This window comes from Photorhabdus sp. S10-54, from assembly GCF_963878145.1.
GTDB classification, from domain to species: Bacteria; Pseudomonadota; Gammaproteobacteria; order Enterobacterales; family Enterobacteriaceae; genus Photorhabdus; species Photorhabdus kayaii.
The window spans coordinates 1-16,529 of the sequence record NZ_CAWNXG010000030.1 but is presented as its reverse complement, the minus strand read 5'-3'; the positions used below and the strand labels follow the sequence as shown (position 1 = coordinate 16,529).

At 42.1% G+C, this 16,529-nt stretch carries 16 protein-coding genes; 8 read left to right on the top strand and 8 right to left on the bottom strand.

What is annotated here, in order from left to right:
• The 4 genes from ftsQ to lpxC all read left to right on the top strand — a co-directional run bounded on the left by ftsQ (position 1) and on the right by lpxC (position 4,344).
• Positions 1 to 807: a cell division protein FtsQ gene (gene ftsQ, locus AACQ83_RS15800; RefSeq protein WP_112878544.1), complete on the top strand. Its 807-nt coding sequence runs from the start codon at positions 1 to 3 to the stop codon at positions 805 to 807.
• A 41-nt stretch (positions 808 to 848) separates the two neighbouring features.
• Complete coding sequence (gene ftsA / locus AACQ83_RS15795) at positions 849 to 2,105, top strand: cell division protein FtsA (RefSeq protein WP_011147813.1); 1,257 nt, start codon at positions 849 to 851, stop codon at positions 2,103 to 2,105.
• A gap of 62 nt (positions 2,106 to 2,167) precedes the next feature.
• On the top strand, positions 2,168 to 3,328 hold the full coding sequence (gene ftsZ / locus AACQ83_RS15790) for a cell division protein FtsZ (RefSeq protein ID WP_112878543.1): 1,161 nt from the start codon (positions 2,168 to 2,170) through the stop codon (positions 3,326 to 3,328).
• Positions 3,329 to 3,426: 98 nt separating this feature from the next.
• On the top strand, positions 3,427 to 4,344 hold the full coding sequence (lpxC, locus tag AACQ83_RS15785; protein WP_112878542.1) for a UDP-3-O-acyl-N-acetylglucosamine deacetylase: 918 nt from the start codon (positions 3,427 to 3,429) through the stop codon (positions 4,342 to 4,344).
• A 143-nt stretch (positions 4,345 to 4,487) separates the two neighbouring features.
• Here the strand turns inward: lpxC and AACQ83_RS15780 are convergent, their stop codons facing one another.
• Positions 4,488 to 5,015, bottom strand: coding sequence for a DUF721 domain-containing protein (locus tag AACQ83_RS15780; protein WP_112878541.1), 528 nt, complete (start codon positions 5,013 to 5,015; stop codon positions 4,488 to 4,490).
• 32 nt (positions 5,016 to 5,047) lie between these two features.
• Here AACQ83_RS15780 and secM point away from each other — a divergent pair, with 32 nt between their 5' ends.
• The 3 genes from secM to mutT all read left to right on the top strand — a co-directional run bounded on the left by secM (position 5,048) and on the right by mutT (position 8,871).
• Positions 5,048 to 5,572 (top strand): secA translation cis-regulator SecM, encoded by a 525-nt coding sequence (gene secM / locus AACQ83_RS15775; protein ID WP_112878540.1) that lies wholly within the window; start codon positions 5,048 to 5,050, stop codon positions 5,570 to 5,572.
• An 83-nt stretch (positions 5,573 to 5,655) separates the two neighbouring features.
• Positions 5,656 to 8,367: a preprotein translocase subunit SecA gene (gene secA, locus AACQ83_RS15770; RefSeq protein WP_112878539.1), complete on the top strand. Its 2,712-nt coding sequence runs from the start codon at positions 5,656 to 5,658 to the stop codon at positions 8,365 to 8,367.
• Between the two features lie 111 nt (positions 8,368 to 8,478).
• Positions 8,479 to 8,871 (top strand): 8-oxo-dGTP diphosphatase MutT, encoded by a 393-nt coding sequence (mutT, locus tag AACQ83_RS15765; protein WP_112878538.1) that lies wholly within the window; start codon positions 8,479 to 8,481, stop codon positions 8,869 to 8,871.
• 38 nt (positions 8,872 to 8,909) lie between these two features.
• Here the strand turns inward: mutT and yacG are convergent, their stop codons facing one another.
• From yacG to nadC, 7 genes are all read right to left on the bottom strand, one after another.
• Positions 8,910 to 9,107: a DNA gyrase inhibitor YacG gene (gene yacG, locus AACQ83_RS15760; protein WP_011147806.1), complete on the bottom strand. Its 198-nt coding sequence runs from the start codon at positions 9,105 to 9,107 to the stop codon at positions 8,910 to 8,912.
• A 30-nt stretch (positions 9,108 to 9,137) separates the two neighbouring features.
• Positions 9,138 to 9,890, bottom strand: a complete 753-nt coding sequence (gene zapD, locus AACQ83_RS15755; protein WP_112878537.1) for a cell division protein ZapD — start codon at positions 9,888 to 9,890, stop codon at positions 9,138 to 9,140.
• Positions 9,883 to 10,506 (bottom strand): dephospho-CoA kinase, encoded by a 624-nt coding sequence (gene coaE, locus AACQ83_RS15750; RefSeq protein WP_112878536.1) that lies wholly within the window; start codon positions 10,504 to 10,506, stop codon positions 9,883 to 9,885. The genes zapD and coaE overlap by 8 nt, the downstream gene beginning before the upstream one ends.
• Positions 10,507 to 10,597: 91 nt before the next feature.
• Positions 10,598 to 11,797, bottom strand: coding sequence for a protein transport protein HofC (hofC, locus tag AACQ83_RS15745; protein ID WP_112878535.1), 1,200 nt, complete (start codon positions 11,795 to 11,797; stop codon positions 10,598 to 10,600).
• A gap of 2 nt (positions 11,798 to 11,799) precedes the next feature.
• Complete coding sequence (gspE, locus tag AACQ83_RS15740; protein ID WP_112878534.1) at positions 11,800 to 13,242, bottom strand: type II secretion system protein GspE; 1,443 nt, start codon at positions 13,240 to 13,242, stop codon at positions 11,800 to 11,802.
• A gap of 45 nt (positions 13,243 to 13,287) precedes the next feature.
• Positions 13,288 to 13,710, bottom strand: a complete 423-nt coding sequence (gene ppdD, locus AACQ83_RS15735; protein WP_112878533.1) for a prepilin peptidase-dependent pilin — start codon at positions 13,708 to 13,710, stop codon at positions 13,288 to 13,290.
• A 326-nt stretch (positions 13,711 to 14,036) separates the two neighbouring features.
• Positions 14,037 to 14,927: a carboxylating nicotinate-nucleotide diphosphorylase gene (gene nadC / locus AACQ83_RS15730; RefSeq protein WP_112878532.1), complete on the bottom strand. Its 891-nt coding sequence runs from the start codon at positions 14,925 to 14,927 to the stop codon at positions 14,037 to 14,039.
• A gap of 506 nt (positions 14,928 to 15,433) precedes the next feature.
• Between nadC and ampE the strand changes: the two genes are divergently transcribed.
• The gene (ampE, locus tag AACQ83_RS15725) at positions 15,434 to 16,288 is read left to right on the top strand and encodes a beta-lactamase regulator AmpE (protein ID WP_112878531.1); all 855 of its coding nucleotides are present in this window, start codon (positions 15,434 to 15,436) and stop codon (positions 16,286 to 16,288) included.
• Positions 16,289 to 16,529 lie beyond the last annotated feature (241 nt).

Below are 16,529 nucleotides of genomic sequence, written 5' to 3'. Positions count from 1 at the left end.
ATGTCTCAAGCGGCCCTGAAAGTGAGGGGACGGGATAATGAAAATAGCAGTTCCCGTCCTAGTAACGGCTCTTACCTGGCAGGGCTTATCTTCTTCCTGATGGTACTTGGGACCATTATTTGGGGAGGTTTGGCCGTCCTTAACTGGATGAAAGATGCTAACAGATTGCCTATTTCAAAACTGGTGGTAACGGGTGAGCGTCACTACACTACCAACGATGATATCCGGCAGGCAATTTTGTCACTAGGGCAACCGGGAACTTTCATGACGCAGGATGTGAATATCATTCAGCAACAAATTGAACGGATGCCGTGGATAAGGCAAGTCACTGTCCGTAAACAGTGGCCTGATGAACTGAGAATTCATCTGGTAGAATATATCCCTTATGTGCGCTGGAATGACACACAGATGCTGGATACCGAAGGTCAGGTATTCAGCATTCCGGCTGAATGGGGAACTAAAGGGTATTTCCCGATGCTTTATGGCCCACAAAGCAGTGAAAAAGAAGTACTTGATGGTTACCGAGCCATGGCTAAACTTCTCGCTGCCAATAAACTGAAATTAAAAGCGACGGCAATGACTGCGCGTCGTTCCTGGCAACTGACTCTGGATAATGGTATCCAGCTAAAGCTGGGAAGAATGGATACAACAGGCCGTATTAAACGTTTTATCGAGCTTTATCCGCTGTTACAGCAGAACACAGAGAAAAGGGTAGATTATGTGGATTTGCGTTATGACAGTGGTGCCGCGGTAGGTTGGGCATCTTTACCAATTGGTGATCCTAATGCTCCGGTCAAAGGGCAATAAACAATTACTGGCAATAATTATATGAGGCAGGCAGAACAACGATGATCAAATCGACGGACAGAAAATTAGTAGTTGGCCTAGAGATTGGCACAGCAAAGGTATCTGCCCTTGTTGGTGAAATTCTGCCCGATGGTATGGTTAATATTATCGGGGTGGGAAGCTGTCCATCCCGCGGTATGGATAAAGGCGGTGTAAACGACCTAGAGTCGGTTGTTAAATGTGTACAGCGGGCTATCGATCAGGCTGAATTGATGGCAGATTGTCAAATTTCCTCTGTTTATCTGGCGTTATCTGGAAAACATATCAGTTGTCAGAATGAAATCGGGATGGTTCCTATTTCCGAAGAGGAAGTTACTCAGGAAGATGTGGACAATGTTGTTCATACTGCCAAATCAGTTCGTGTACGTGATGAATACCGAATACTGCATGTTATTCCGCAAGAATATGCTATCGATTATCAGGAAGGCATTAAAAATCCGGTGGGGCTTTCCGGTGTACGTATGCAGGCGAAAGTTCACTTGATTACCTGTCATAATGATATGGCGAAGAATATTGCAAAAGCCGTTGAACGCTGTGGCTTGAAAGTCGATCAGCTTATTTTTTCCGGGTTGGCTGCCAGCTATGCTGTTTTGACCGAAGACGAGCGTGAATTGGGCGTTTGCGTGGTAGATATTGGCGGAGGGACGATGGATATTGCGGTGTATACCGGCGGAGCGCTGCGTCATACCAAAGTTATTCCTTATGCCGGTAACGTTGTCACCAGTGATATTGCTTATGCCTTTGGTACGCCACCAAGCGATGCAGAAACGATAAAAGTACGCCACGGTTGTGCACTAGGTTCGTTGGTCAGCAAAGATGAAAGTGTGGAGGTACCTAGTGTCGGTGGACGCCCACCACGTAGCTTACAGCGTCAGACGTTGGCTGAAGTCATTGAGCCGCGTTACATCGAATTACTGAATTTAGTGAATGATGAAATCTTGCGATTGCAGGAACAGTTACGCCAGCAGGGGGTTAAACACCATCTGGCGGCGGGTATTGTCTTGACTGGCGGTGGTGCTCAGATTGATGGTTTGGCTGAATGCGCTCAGCGTGTGTTTCATGCTCAGGTGCGTATCGGTCAACCTCTTAATATTACTGGTCTGACGGACTATGCGCAGCAACCCTATTATTCAACAGCGGTAGGGTTGCTGCATTACGGAAAAGCCTCTCATCTTAATGGTGATGCGGATATTGAAAAACATGTTTCAGTGAGCCGTTGGTTTAAGAGAGTCAGTAGCTGGCTGAAAAAAGAGTTTTAATTTTATACAGAGACTACATCTATTTTTAGTCTCGATATAAAGGCATAAAGCGGAGAGAAACTATGTTTGAACCAATAGAATTAACCAATGACGCGGTGATTAAGGTCATCGGCGTCGGCGGCGGCGGCGGTAACGCTGTTGAGCACATGGTGCGTGAACGCATCGAAGGTGTTGAATTCTTTGCAGTAAATACGGATGCTCAGGCATTGCGTAAAACTGCTGTCGGCCAGACTATCCAGATTGGTAATGGTATTACTAAAGGTTTGGGGGCGGGTGCAAACCCGGAAGTTGGTCGTACTGCTGCTCAAGAAGATCGGGATGCATTGCGTACTGCGCTTGATGGTGCGGATATGGTATTTATCGCTGCCGGTATGGGCGGTGGTACCGGTACTGGCGCCGCGCCTGTGGTGGCTGAGATTGCAAAAGAGCTGGGAATTTTGACAGTTGCTGTGGTGACTAAGCCTTTCAATTTCGAAGGTAAGAAACGTATGGCATTTGCCGAACAAGGGATCACTGAATTGTCCAAGCATGTAGATTCATTGATTACTATCCCTAACGACAAACTGTTAAAAGTACTTGGCCGCGGCATTTCACTCCTGGATGCTTTCGGCGCAGCTAATGATGTTTTGAAAGGTGCGGTTCAGGGTATCGCTGAACTGATCACGCGTCCAGGTCTAATGAATGTTGACTTTGCTGATGTGCGTACCGTGATGTCCGAAATGGGCTACGCTATGATGGGTTCCGGTATTGCGCAGGGTGAAGATCGTGCGGAAGAAGCTGCTGAGATGGCGATATCCAGCCCATTGCTGGAAGATATCGACTTGTCAGGCGCTCGTGGTGTTCTGGTTAACATTACTGCTGGCTTTGATCTGCGTTTGGATGAGTTCGAAACAGTGGGTAACACGATCCGAGCATTTGCATCTGATAATGCAACTGTCGTGATCGGTACCTCTCTGGATCCAGACATGAATGATGAGTTGCGTGTGACTGTGGTTGCCACGGGTATTGGTATGGATAAACGTCCTGAAATTACGTTGGTTACCAATAAGTCTTCTCAGTCAAGTGTAATGGAACACCGTCATCAGCAAATGCCTGGCGGTATGTCTTCATTGTCTGAAGAAAATAAACCAGCAGCAAAAGTGGTGAATGACCAAAGCGTACAAACTAGCAAGGAGCCCGATTATTTGGATATTCCTGCATTTTTGCGTAAACAGGCCGATTAATAGCTAAAAAATTGGATTCTCCGCTTTTTGTGCTAAACTTGCCCGCCAATCATAGTGTATAGTGGTTGGCAGGATGGATAACATTGCGAGATAAAACGATGATCAAACAAAGGACACTTAAACGTATTGTTCAGGCGACTGGTGTCGGTCTACATACCGGCAAAAAAGTCACGCTAACAATGCGCCCAGCACCGGCTAACACCGGGGTCATCTATCGCCGCACTGACTTGAATCCACCGGTTGATTTTCCGGCAGATGCAAAATCCGTGCGTGATACTATGCTCTGTACTTGCTTGGTAAATGAGCATGACGTGCGAATCTCAACGGTTGAGCACCTGAATGCAGCGCTTGCGGGGTTAGGTATCGATAATATTATTATCGAAGTTGATGCGCCAGAAATTCCCATTATGGATGGTAGTGCCAGCCCGTTTGTTTTCCTGCTGTTGGATGCGGGTATTGAAGAGCTGAACACATCTAAAAAATTCCTGCGTATTAAGGAAACCGTGCGTGTGGAGGAGGGGGATAAGTGGGCAGAGATGGCACCTTATAATGGTTTCAGCCTGGATTTCACTATTGATTTCAATCACCCTGCGATTGATTCAAGCACTCAACGTTACTGTCTGGATTTCTCGGCAGAAGCGTTTGTTCGTCAAATCAGTCGTGCACGTACATTTGGCTTTATGCGTGATATTGAGTACTTACAATCTAAAGGGTTGTGTTTAGGTGGCAGCTTTGATTGTGCGATTGTTGTTGATGACTATCGTGTGCTTAATGAAGATGGCTTGCGTTTTGAAGACGAATTTGTCCGCCATAAAATGCTGGATGCAATTGGTGATCTGTTTATGTGTGGCTATAACATCATTGGCGCATTTACTGCGTTCAAATCTGGTCATGCGTTGAACAATAAACTATTGCAGGCAGTTCTGGCGCAAGAAAGTGCATGGGAGCTGATTACTTTCGAAGATGAAGCTGAAATGCCATTGGCTTTTCGTGCTCCATCAACTGCAATGGCATAACTCTCTAGTATGCTGATAATAATTCAATGATATATCAGTGGGTTATGTTATCAGTGATTTTGTTCTCGCTGATGTTTTTTACTCGGCGTTAACACTATTCAGCGTTAGCACTTATCAGCGTTAGCACTTAAATTTATTTAGCGTTATCGCTTAGTCGTTTTAGCTGTACTGGCACTCTCTCCGGCCAGTGCAGCTAGTCGTTCTAATCTTTCCTTCAGCTTTTTTGGACTACGGTTCGCTAGCATTATTAATTCTTTCGCACTCTCTTGACTTAACTGACGTGTCGGTAAAGTTTTATGATCATCGCTCATCGTTTTTGCGAAGCTCTGCGCACTATTGCCATGCTTAATCATGAGTGATGGGTTAATCCTGATGTCGATAGATGACAATGATGGTAGAATTTCGCTTCTTAGTGTAGAAAGCAGCGTTGGCAGCTCGTAACGTAATCTGGTCATCCAACTGGCGTTTCCTGCTTCCAGTACCAGAATTTGTTTGCGATAATTAGCGACCCGGCACCACGGATGTAATTGTGCGGGAAGCAAGCTGACAACGGCACGGTTAAGTTTTAACAAAGCGACGGCACGTTGCTGGATAACATGAAGCGGGCTTTTCTCAACGGCGGCGGCGTCTTCAAAAAGAACATCTAATGATTGTGGGCGGCTATCGCGCATAATGAAAGTAGCTCCGGTATGATGAAGGATTAATGGGTATTCTAAATCTTTGGCGACAATTTGGCAGACGTTATTTCTGGTCACATCTGTTATTAGGGGTGGTTGCGGCAAGTATTGGCGTTCCTACCATTTTAGCGGGTGTTACCGATAATATTTCACAAGCTAATACCTCGCCTAGCCAGAGTTGGCAAAATCAGGCTTTATCGGCTTTTGATAATCTATTCTCATTGCAGAATGTTCAACACCAGCCAGCCAATGGCGTTAATTACTGGCAACAACATGCTGTACGTAACGTGATAAGACAGCTTTCTTTTGCTTTTTCTGTTTCGCAACCTATGAGCGATGAAACAGCAAAACAAAGTATCCGGTTAAGTTCTTGCAGTATTCAGCAGCTTGTTCTGGAAACCCTGAATACACTATTAGTTCGGGAACCTAAGCCACCTGAACCAGTCTTAGATATACTGTTCCTGAATGTTGCATCACAATCTTCTTATACTCCGACGTTTTGGATTGCTAAAGCCCAAGGTATCCGTGCAGGTCCTACTGCTTACCTCTGAATCTTCGTTTTTTTACAAATTTTCGAAATAAATAACTATTTGCTGGCTGCGAGATAACGGCCTTATCTGAGATGTAATTAACTATGCTGATTAAATTATTAACAAAGGTTTTTGGTAGTCGTAATGACCGTACACTGCGCCGTATGCGTAAAGTTGTTGATGTCATCAACCGCATGGAGCCAGAGTTTGAAAAATTGTCTGATGATGAATTGAAGGGTAAAACAGCCGAATTCCGTTCCCGTTTGGAAAAAGGCGAATCGCTGGAAAATCTGTTACCTGAAGCGTTTGCAACAGTACGTGAAGCAAGTAAGCGCGTGTTTGCTATGCGTCATTTCGACGTTCAGTTACTGGGTGGTATGGTTCTGAATGAACGTTGTATTGCGGAGATGCGCACTGGTGAAGGTAAAACACTGACAGCGACTTTGCCTGCTTATTTGAATGCATTAACTGGGCATGGTGTTCACGTAGTCACTGTGAATGATTATCTGGCGCAGCGTGATGCCGAAAATAACCGCCCATTGTTTGAATTTCTGGGATTGAGTGTTGGTATTAACCTGCCAGGTATGCCGGCACCCGTTAAACGCCAGGCATATGCGGCGGATATTACCTATGGTACTAACAACGAATATGGCTTTGACTATCTTCGTGACAACATGGCATTTAGTCCGGAAGAGCGTGTTCAGCGTAAATTGCATTATGCGCTGGTGGATGAGGTTGACTCCATTCTGATTGACGAAGCGCGTACCCCATTGATTATTTCCGGCCCGGCGGAAGACAGCTCTGAACTTTATATCAAGGTCAATAAGCTGATCCCTAAACTGATTCGCCAGGAAAAAGAAGATTCAGAGACTTTCCAGGGAGAAGGCCACTTTTCTGTTGATGAGAAATCCCGTCAGGTTAACTTGACAGAACGCGGTCTGGTTCTGGTTGAGCAATTGTTAGTGGAAGTGAAATTGATGGAAGAAGGTGAATCTCTGTATTCACCCACTAACATCATGTTAATGCACCATGTTACAGCCGCACTACGTGCCCATGCGCTGTTTACCCGTGATGTTGACTATATCGTGAAAGAGGGTGAAGTCATTATTGTTGATGAGCATACGGGCCGTACTATGCAGGGGCGTCGCTGGTCTGATGGATTGCATCAGGCTGTTGAAGCTAAAGAGGGTGTAGAAATTCAGAATGAAAACCAAACGTTAGCTTCAATTACCTTCCAAAACTACTTCCGGTTGTATAAAAAACTGGCGGGTATGACCGGTACGGCAGATACAGAAGCGTTTGAGTTTAGCTCTATTTATAAGCTTGATACCATTGTGGTTCCGACAAACCGTCCAATGATCCGTAATGATTTGCCAGATCTGGTTTATATGACCGAAGCTGAAAAAATTGAAGCTATCATTGAAGATATCCGAGAACGTACCAGCAAGGGGCAACCTGTATTGGTGGGAACTATTTCTATTGAAAAATCTGAACTGGTTTCCCGTGAACTGACTAACGCGGGTATCGAGCACAACGTACTTAACGCCAAATTTCATGCAATGGAAGCGGATATTATTGCTCAGGCGGGTCAGGCGAGTGCGGTAACTATTGCGACTAACATGGCTGGTCGTGGTACAGATATTGTGCTGGGTGGCAGTTGGCAGGCAGAAATTGCTAAATTGACAGAGCCCACAGAAGCTCAGATTGAAGAGATTAAAACCGCATGGCAGGAGCGTCATGACATGGTTCTGGCTGCGGGTGGTTTGCATATTATCGGTACGGAGCGTCATGAGTCTCGTCGTATTGATAATCAGTTACGCGGGCGTTCCGGGCGTCAAGGGGATGCGGGATCATCCCGTTTCTATTTATCAATGGAAGACTCACTGATGCGTATTTTTGCCTCTGATCGTGTCACTGGCATGATGCGTAAACTGGGTATGAAACCGGGTGAGGCGATTGAACATCCGTGGGTAACCAAAGCCATTGCTAATGCTCAACGTAAAGTGGAGAGCCGTAACTTCGATATACGTAAACAATTGTTAGAATACGATGATGTTGCTAACGATCAGCGCCGTGCTATTTATGCTCAGCGTAACGACTTGCTGGATGTGAGTGATGTTAGTGAAACCATTGGTAGCATTCGTGAAGATGTATTTAAAGCAACCATCGATGCTTATATTCCCCCTCAATCTCTGGAAGAGATGTGGGATGTGGAAGGTTTGCAGCAACGTTTAGTGACTGATTTCGATTTAGAGTTGCCGATCAAAGAGTGGTTGGATAAAGAGCCTGAGTTACACGAAGAGACGTTGCGTGAGCGTATCCTTGAACAGGCTGTTGAAGTCTATAAACGTAAAGAAGAGATTGTTGGCATTGAAATGATGCGTAATTTCGAAAAAGGTATCATGTTGCAGACTCTGGATATGTTGTGGAAAGAGCATCTGGCAGCAATGGATTACCTACGTCAGGGGATCCATCTCCGTGGTTATGCTCAGAAAGATCCAAAACAGGAATATAAACGTGAATCTTTCGCTATGTTTGCAAACATGCTGGAATCGCTGAAATATGAAGTGATTAGTACATTGAGCAAAGTTCAAGTGAGATTGCCGGAGGAAGTAGAGGCATTGGAGCAACAGCGCCGGGCGGAAGCTGAACGCTTGGCAAGGCAACAGCAATTAAGCCATGAGGTTGAAAAAGGCGCATTGATGTCTACAACAGAAGCTCAGATTGCCAGTGGAGCTCGTAAAGTAGGCCGTAATGATCCTTGTCCTTGTGGATCGGGTAGAAAATATAAACATTGCCACGGGCGCTTGCAGTAACAATGAAAAGGCGGGAAACCGCCTTTTTACTGTTAGTTTTAAGTGAGCAACGTTGGATATAGCATTTAGTTGTTGAGCAATCAAAAAAATAGATGAAGAAGTAAGGGTAATATGGAAAAGAAACGCCTGCATATAGCCGCTGGGATTATCAGAAATACGCAACATGAAATTTTTATTACTCAGCGTCATGCTGATGCCCATATGGGTGGTTTCTGGGAATTCCCTGGTGGGAAAGTTGAGAAAGAAGAAACGCCTGAACAGGCTTTAATACGTGAGTTACAGGAAGAAATTGGTATTACAGTTACTCATTATGAGCTGGTAAAAACGGTTGAACATGATTTTCCTGACAGGTTGATTACTCTGTATTTCTTCTTGGTGGATGAATGGGAAAATGAACCTTTCGGTAAAGAAGAGCAACTTTCTCGGTGGGTATTACAGAAAGATTTAATTGCTGATGAATTCCCGCCTGCTAATCGCAGCATTGTTGCATTACTTACTGCTTGAGTTGTCAATAGCCGCATTATTAATAACGCGGCTATTTATTATTGCTCAGGTTGTCCACTCCAATCATCACTATCGGAGTTTTCACTTTGGCTTGGTATCCGTTTCTCTTCATTTGCCCACTGGCCTAAGTCAATTAATTGACAGCGTTTACTGCAAAATGGGCGATATGGGCTTATTTCTCCCCAAACCACAGTCTTACCGCATGTTGGACATTCAATCGTGAGTAATTCAGACATAATAATTTTCCTGATAATTAGTTCGTAATATTAACAGCATGCCAATTCAAATGGTAAATGAGCTGGCACGGAGCCTTTTTCACTATCTAATGGTAAAAAACGAATAGCAAAGCGGGTCTTATGACCGGAAATTTGGGGAAACAATAAAGGTGTTAATGGCAAACGTAATCTTAGTAAATCTGCGCCTTCTGCTGTATTCTGATGGAAACCGTTTTTACTGATTTCTGAACGAAAAATAGCAGATTGGCGGATGAGTTCTAAAATACTTTCCAGGGCTTGTTGGAGAGGTAGCAAACTATCAATCCAGAATGCGACCATTTTATCTCTTTGTGATTGTGGTAAGTGAAGCCATAGATGTAAGGTGGGTAGATCAAAACCACAACAGCCACTGGGAATACTGAGACGCTGGCGCACCAGGCTGATAATTTTATCTTCTTTGAGGAATTGCCCCAGCCGTGGAGCTTTACTTAATGCGATAGCTCGCTCTTTCAATTTTAATCTGAAACTATTGACGATATTAATATCAACATCGGGTATTTCAGCCCATTGTTTTAATTTTGCCTGTTGGCGTTCTAACTCTTTTAGCAATTCAGAACGTACTTCCCCTCGTTCTAGCACTTCAAGTAGCTCAGTCACAGTGCGGAAGAAGGCGAGGCTGCTTGCTAGTGAGTCTAGATGGCGTTGACTGGTGAGTTGTTGCAGAGAAGATTCAATTCTCAACCATGCCCGCATTTTTTCATTCAGTGGGTGTTCAAAAATGATTGTAGAAGTTGTGTCACTCATCATGATTATCCTGCCTGGCTGATCCAGCTAACTTTAAATATTGTTGATGTAGTTCGGCAACACGAGGAGCAATTGCCTGTACGTTATCATGATTTGAGATAATGTCATCGGCATAAGCCAGCCTCTCGCTACGGGATGCCTGGGCAGCCAAAATATTTTCAACCTGTTGGTTGCTAATACCATCACGAGTGGCTACCCGGCTGATTTGTAATTCAGGTGAAACGTCAACGACTAAAATCCGATCTGCCAAATGCCTTAAATTATTTTCGACTAATAATGGAATAACCCAAATAACATAAGGTGCCGTTATCTGTTCTAATTGCCGTCGGGTTTCTTGATGTATTAGAGGGTGAAGAAGTTGATTAACCCACTGTTTTTCTTGATTGTTTGTGAATATTTTCTGGCGTAACAGTGCTCTGTTAAGGTTACCATCGGGTGTCAATATGTCATGACCAAAGTGTTCTGAAATGGTTTGTAAGGCAGGCGTTCCAGGAGCAACGACTTCTCTGGCAATAATATCTGCGTCAACAAGAGGAACACCAAGCGCTGCAAAAGCATTGGCGATGGTGGTTTTACCGCTGCCAATCCCACCTGTGAGTGCAATAATATAAGTCATCCTATCCCTTAATATTACTTGATACTATTTCGGGATTGTAACCGAAAGGGGGCAGATGACCTAGAGACAAAGCGACAGAATCATTTTTGCTTTAGGTGAGTATTGTACCCAGTTGAAAAATGGGTAAATACATTGCGAGCAATAGCGTACCGACAATAATTGCTATTATGACTATAAGTATTGGTTCTAGTAACTGGGTCATATTATCAGAAATCTCCAATGCTTGTTGTTGGTACCAATTAGCGAGATTGCCTAATAATAGCTCCAGATTGCCAGATTCTTCACCAACACTGACAAACTGCTGACACAGAGCAGGAAAACAAGATTGTTGTTTCAGTGTTTCGCTCATTGGTACCCCTTGATTAATTTGAGATCGTAAGAATTTAGTCGCTTGCAGAAATACCGGATGATTTATTGATGCAATAGCACTGTCTAACCCTGCGGTGAGTGTTAGGCCGGCTTTTTGTGTCATAAACAGAATATGGAAAAGTTGTCCTAATTGCTGACAACTAATTAATTTTGCAATAACGGGTAAACGTAACATTAGATTTTTTTCACGAGTAATCCATATTGTATGGCGTTGACGTAATTGTAGATAAAATAGGAACAGTATAATTAATCCAGTAACACCATAGCCACCGTATTGAATCAGCCAGTTGGAAGTGATTAATAAACTGCGGGTGAGCAGAGGAAGTTGTGCATCAAATGAATGATAAATATGTTCAAATTCAGGTAAAACAAAAATAAGCATCAATAAAATAATGATGCTGGCAACAATGGTAATAATCAGAGGATAACGTAGTGCTTTTGCTATTTTCTTCTGTAACTTATCTTGTTGCTCCTGTTGTTTAACCAATAATTGACAGCAGACTTCTAATTGCCCGGTTAATTCACCAACAGAAATAAGTTGACAAAATAAAGGTGGGAATAGAAATGGATAATTTTTTAATGAGGATGAAAATGATTCTCCACGGGTAATTTTCTTGCTAATATCTAATAATACACAGTGCCATAATGGATGAGCACATTCTCGAATAAGAATGTTGAGGCAATTCAGTAATGGCATTCCTGATGATAATAGTGTTGCCAATTGACGAATGAAATTCAAACGGTAGGCAATTTGTTGTTGATGATAAAATATCAATTTTTCACATTTTATATTATAAGGTTGCAATCCAGAATGAATAAGCTGATGATATAAAACTTTCCTGTTATCACATAGTGATTTCCCTTTTGATATTTCGCCTTTGTTGTTCACTGCTTGCCAATTATAAAGATAATGAATTTTCATTATTATTCCTGACCTGTGACTTGATAAATTTCTTCTAATGTCGTGATACCTTGTTCCACTAATAAAACACCTGATGAAAGTAAAGTGTCTTTTCTTTGAGCCATAATGGTTTTTTGCACATTTTTAGGATTCTGTTCTGATAATATTTGTTGAATATCATAAGTTATTTCTAAGAATTCATAAATAGCCGTTCGGCCATAATAACCGGAGAAACAATGCTCACAACCAACTGCTAACCATTGCTTAATAAATAGAGAATTATTTTCAATATTAATAATGGTTTCTTCTGTTTGTTGCTTGCGGCAATGAAGACATAATTTTCTGACAAGTCGTTGGGCGATAATTAATTTGATACAAGAAGCAGCCATATAACCTGAAATACCCAGATTTTGTAGGCGCGATAATGTATCTATGGTTGAATTAGTATGTAATGTAGAAAGAACCAAATGACCTGTTTGTGCCGCTTTTACTGAAATTTCGGCTGTTTCGCCATCACGTATTTCTCCTACCATAATGACATCAGGATCTTGGCGTAATAGTGCCCGTAATACTTTGGCAAAATTGAGCTCGATTTTGCTATTAGTTTGTGTCTGATTAATGCCATTCAGTGGGATCTCGACGGGATCTTCTACACTACAAATATTCTTTTTATTCTGATCCAGATATTGTAAGCAGCTATATAAAGTTACGGTTTTTCCACTACCCGTTGGACCAGTCACTAAAATCATTCCTTGTGGTAATGCGAGTTTTTGTCGGAGCTGATTCAATAATGGGTCAGGAATACCTAATTGATCTAACGATAATTGCTGCATTGTATTTAATATTCTAAGCACAACTTTTTCTCCGTGTATGGTTGGCAAAGTCGCCATACGGATAGCATAGTTGTGTCGGGTGTCAGACCAATCAAATTGTCCATCTTGAGGTAACCGTTTTTCAGCAATATTCAATTTCGCCATTATTTTAAGGCGTGCGGCAATGCTTGCATTCATTTGATGAGATGGCGAAGACAAGAGGTGTAATGCGCCATCAACCCGGATACGGATACGATAACCCTGTTGGAAGGGTTCAAAATGAATATCGGATGCACGCCGCTGAATTGCAGTTAATAAAGTTTGATTAATAAGTTGAATGACGGGGGCATCATTTTCATCTGTATTGATATCAGCTTTAAGTGGTAATAGAGAGGATTTTTCCTCTGGTACATGATTCAGTGAAATATTTTGATGTAATACTGATTCGATCCTTGCCAGTGGCCAAATTTCTACATTAACAATACATCCGGAAATAAAACGTAATGCTGATAATAAATCATCATTGGGTAATTCGCTGCTGGCAATTGTTATCGTATTATCATCTTTTTTTATTACAACAGATTGGTGGCGTTGACAAATATCATGAATTTCTCTTTCCATCAATGTGTTTTCTGCCGTTGAAAGTGAGTTCATTATTGATTGCTTCCTGTGTAAATATGTATTGATAAGGGTAATGAATTAAAATTCAAATATTTCCTGACAACGGCTCTTTAATGAACTATTTGTTGATTCACATTTATTATTCCATTTAATTGTACCTGTTTGTGTATTTTGTATCGGCTTTAATGTAACGCTGAGATTTTTAAGACTCTGTTGCCCGTTAATGATCACTTCTCCATTTTTAACTGAAATACTCCCGATATATCTGCTGTTATGACCTTTGGGAATTGATGGTATTCCTGTATTGCAACCTATGAAATCTTCAGCTTCAAAACTGCAAAGCTCTATACCTGATTTGTAAGGCACAATAGTTTGTAGCATATCTGTTAAAGCGGCTTTCTGAATATATCCCTGATAACTAGGAATACCAATGGCACTTAAGATGGAAATGATAGCAATAGCAACCATGATCTCCATTAAAGTAAATCCTTGTTGTTTCATATTCTTTCTCCGTGTTGTGGTATTGCGATATAGAGAATGAAGGAAAGAGGAAAAAATGAAACAGGATGTATAAAGGTTATAGAATTGACTCGAAAAAGAATTTCTGAATTGCAAGGTTTGCAAAAATATTTACGGTGGTGTTCGCAAATTTGTGAGTAACTAATTGCTGATTTGCACCACCATCAATATCATTATTGCTATACCCAATGGATTTCAAGATGGATCGCGACGGCAAGGGAGCGAATCCCCGGGAGCATAGATAACGATGTGACCGGGGTGAGTGAGTGCAGCCAACAAAGAGGCAACTTGAAAGATAACGGGTATAATTACTGAAAGCGCATTGAGAGATCTAATGCTCTAATATGTTTGGTGAGTGCTCCAACAGAGATAAAATCGATACCTGTTTCAGCATAGCTGTGCAGAGTATCCAGGGTGATATTACCGGATACTTCTAAAGCGACTTTTCCTGATGTGATAGCGACGGCTTCTTTCATCATTGGGATAGTAAAATTATCTAGCATAATAATATCAACATTAGCCTTGAGTGCCAGAATGAGTTCATCTAGCGTTTCTACTTCGACTTCAACAGGGACATCAGGGTGAGAATAACGAGCTTTATCTACTGCCTGTTTAATAGAGCCATTGGCAATAATATGGTTTTCTTTAATAAGGAAAGCATCGAATAATCCGAGGCGGTGATTATTACCACCTCCGCAAAGTACGGCATATTTTAAGGCTGTGCGTAGTCCTGGTAGCGTTTTGCGTGTATCAAGTAATTGAGTTTTTAAACCGGTAAGACGGTGAACATAATGACTGACTTCCGTTGCAACGCCAGAGAGAGTTTGAATAAAGTTAAGGGCGGTGCGTTCACCGGTCAGTAATATCTGTGCTGGGCCTCGTAATATGCAAAGTTTTTGATTAGCTGTAATCGTATCACTATCTTTGACTAACCATTCAATGGAGATTTGGTCGCCTAATTGAGTAAAAACTTCATTCAACCATTGTTGTCCACAGAAAATGCCATCTTCCCGAGTGATAATGACAGCGGTGGCTTGTTTATCTGCGGGAATTAATTGGCCGGTAATATCAGAGGTGAAATTTGTATTTCCGCCCAGATCTTCTTTTAGTGCGAGGGTTACACTGGCAGGAATGTCATTCTGCAAGTGTTCCATAAGAACTGCACGGCGCTGATCTACATTGTAATTTTGTTTTGTCATTAAAAAGCTCCAGAGGTGATAACAATATTAATGATCTTAACATGCTATCCTGTTGTGTAGTGAACAACTACTATCTTGGTTTTATCATCTAGATTAAGGAAAGGAAAAAATGTGGTTGCATGATGAATTGAGTTAGAAAATTTCTTTCACACGATTTGTGCCCACAGGGTGAGCAACCGTTTTATTGGTTATTCATCGTATTAGTTTGTCTCCAGGAAAATAGTTTATCTCCAGGAAAATTTTGTTGTACTGACATAATGATTTATACCCTATGGATTTCAAGATGCATCGCGACGGCAAGGGAGCGAATCCCCGGGAACTATGTGACTGGGGTGAGTGAGTGCAGCCAACAAAGAGGCAACTTGAAAGATAACGGGTATATAGGAAGGGCTGGATATAAAAGAGCATATCACTAGCTATAATAATGTTGTTCTGGGAAGAAAAATTGATCTGGGACTTTATTTCGATTGGATACATTACCAGCAATTGTTACAGGAGCAGAAAGAATGACTCTCTTTATACTGTTGTTAGTGTTGGCGTGGGAACGAGTTTTTAAAATGGGTGACCATTGGCAATTGGAGCACCGTCTTGAGCCATTATTTACCGGTATGAAATCCTTTTCGTTATGGAAAAGCCTTTTAATGACGTTAGTAGTCATGCTAATTACATGGGTATTGATTGAAATATTAAATGATTTTATGTTCGGCATTTTTGAACTGGTGTTATGGGTGTTTATTTGTTTGCTGTGCATCGGAGCGGGGCGCTTACGGCATGATTATCGTGAATATTTTCGTACTGTTCATCAGGATGATAGGGAACAACAAAGGGAATATCTTACGCGTCTCGCAATTATTCATGGTTTACCCTCTGATGCTAGCAAAGAGAATATGTTGCGAGAGATACAAAATGCGTTGCTATGGATAAATTTTCGCTATTATCTGGCGCCGATTTTTTGGTTGATTATAGCGGGTAAATTAGGTCCGGTTATTTTGATGGGATATGGCTTTTTGAGAGCTTATCAGGGATGGTTAGCGCTATATGGTACTTCGGTTCAGCGAGCGCAATCTGGTGTTGACAGCTTGTTGCATTGGTTGGATTGGGTTCCTGCTCGTCTGGCTGGCGTTGCCTATGCTTTATTAGGGCATGGTGAACGGGCTTTACCGGCGTGGGTTGCTTCTCTTAGTGATTTAAGAACTTCACAATATAAAGTGCTTTGTCAGCTTGCTCAGTTTTCATTAAGTCGCGGGCCTCATCTTGATTCAATTCAAACGCCTGTTGCAGCGGTGATATTGGCGAAAAAGGTGACTTTTTCTATCATTGTTGTCGTTGCTTTACTGACGATTTATGGGGCATTGGTTTGATTCGTTGTCTTAATGACTCTGATTTGTCCAAGCTTCATCAAATTAATCACTCTATACCCTATGGATTTCAAGATGCATCGCGGCGGCAAGGGAATGAATCCCCGGGAGCATAGATAACCTGAGGTTTGCTTAAGAAGGGAACTAAGTGCCTGAGGCACGATCAAAGTTTTTGTCAAAGAAAACAAAATCGTGGAGATCCTCAGGCATGTTTAATTTAGAAGAACTTTACTGCTGCGTCGAT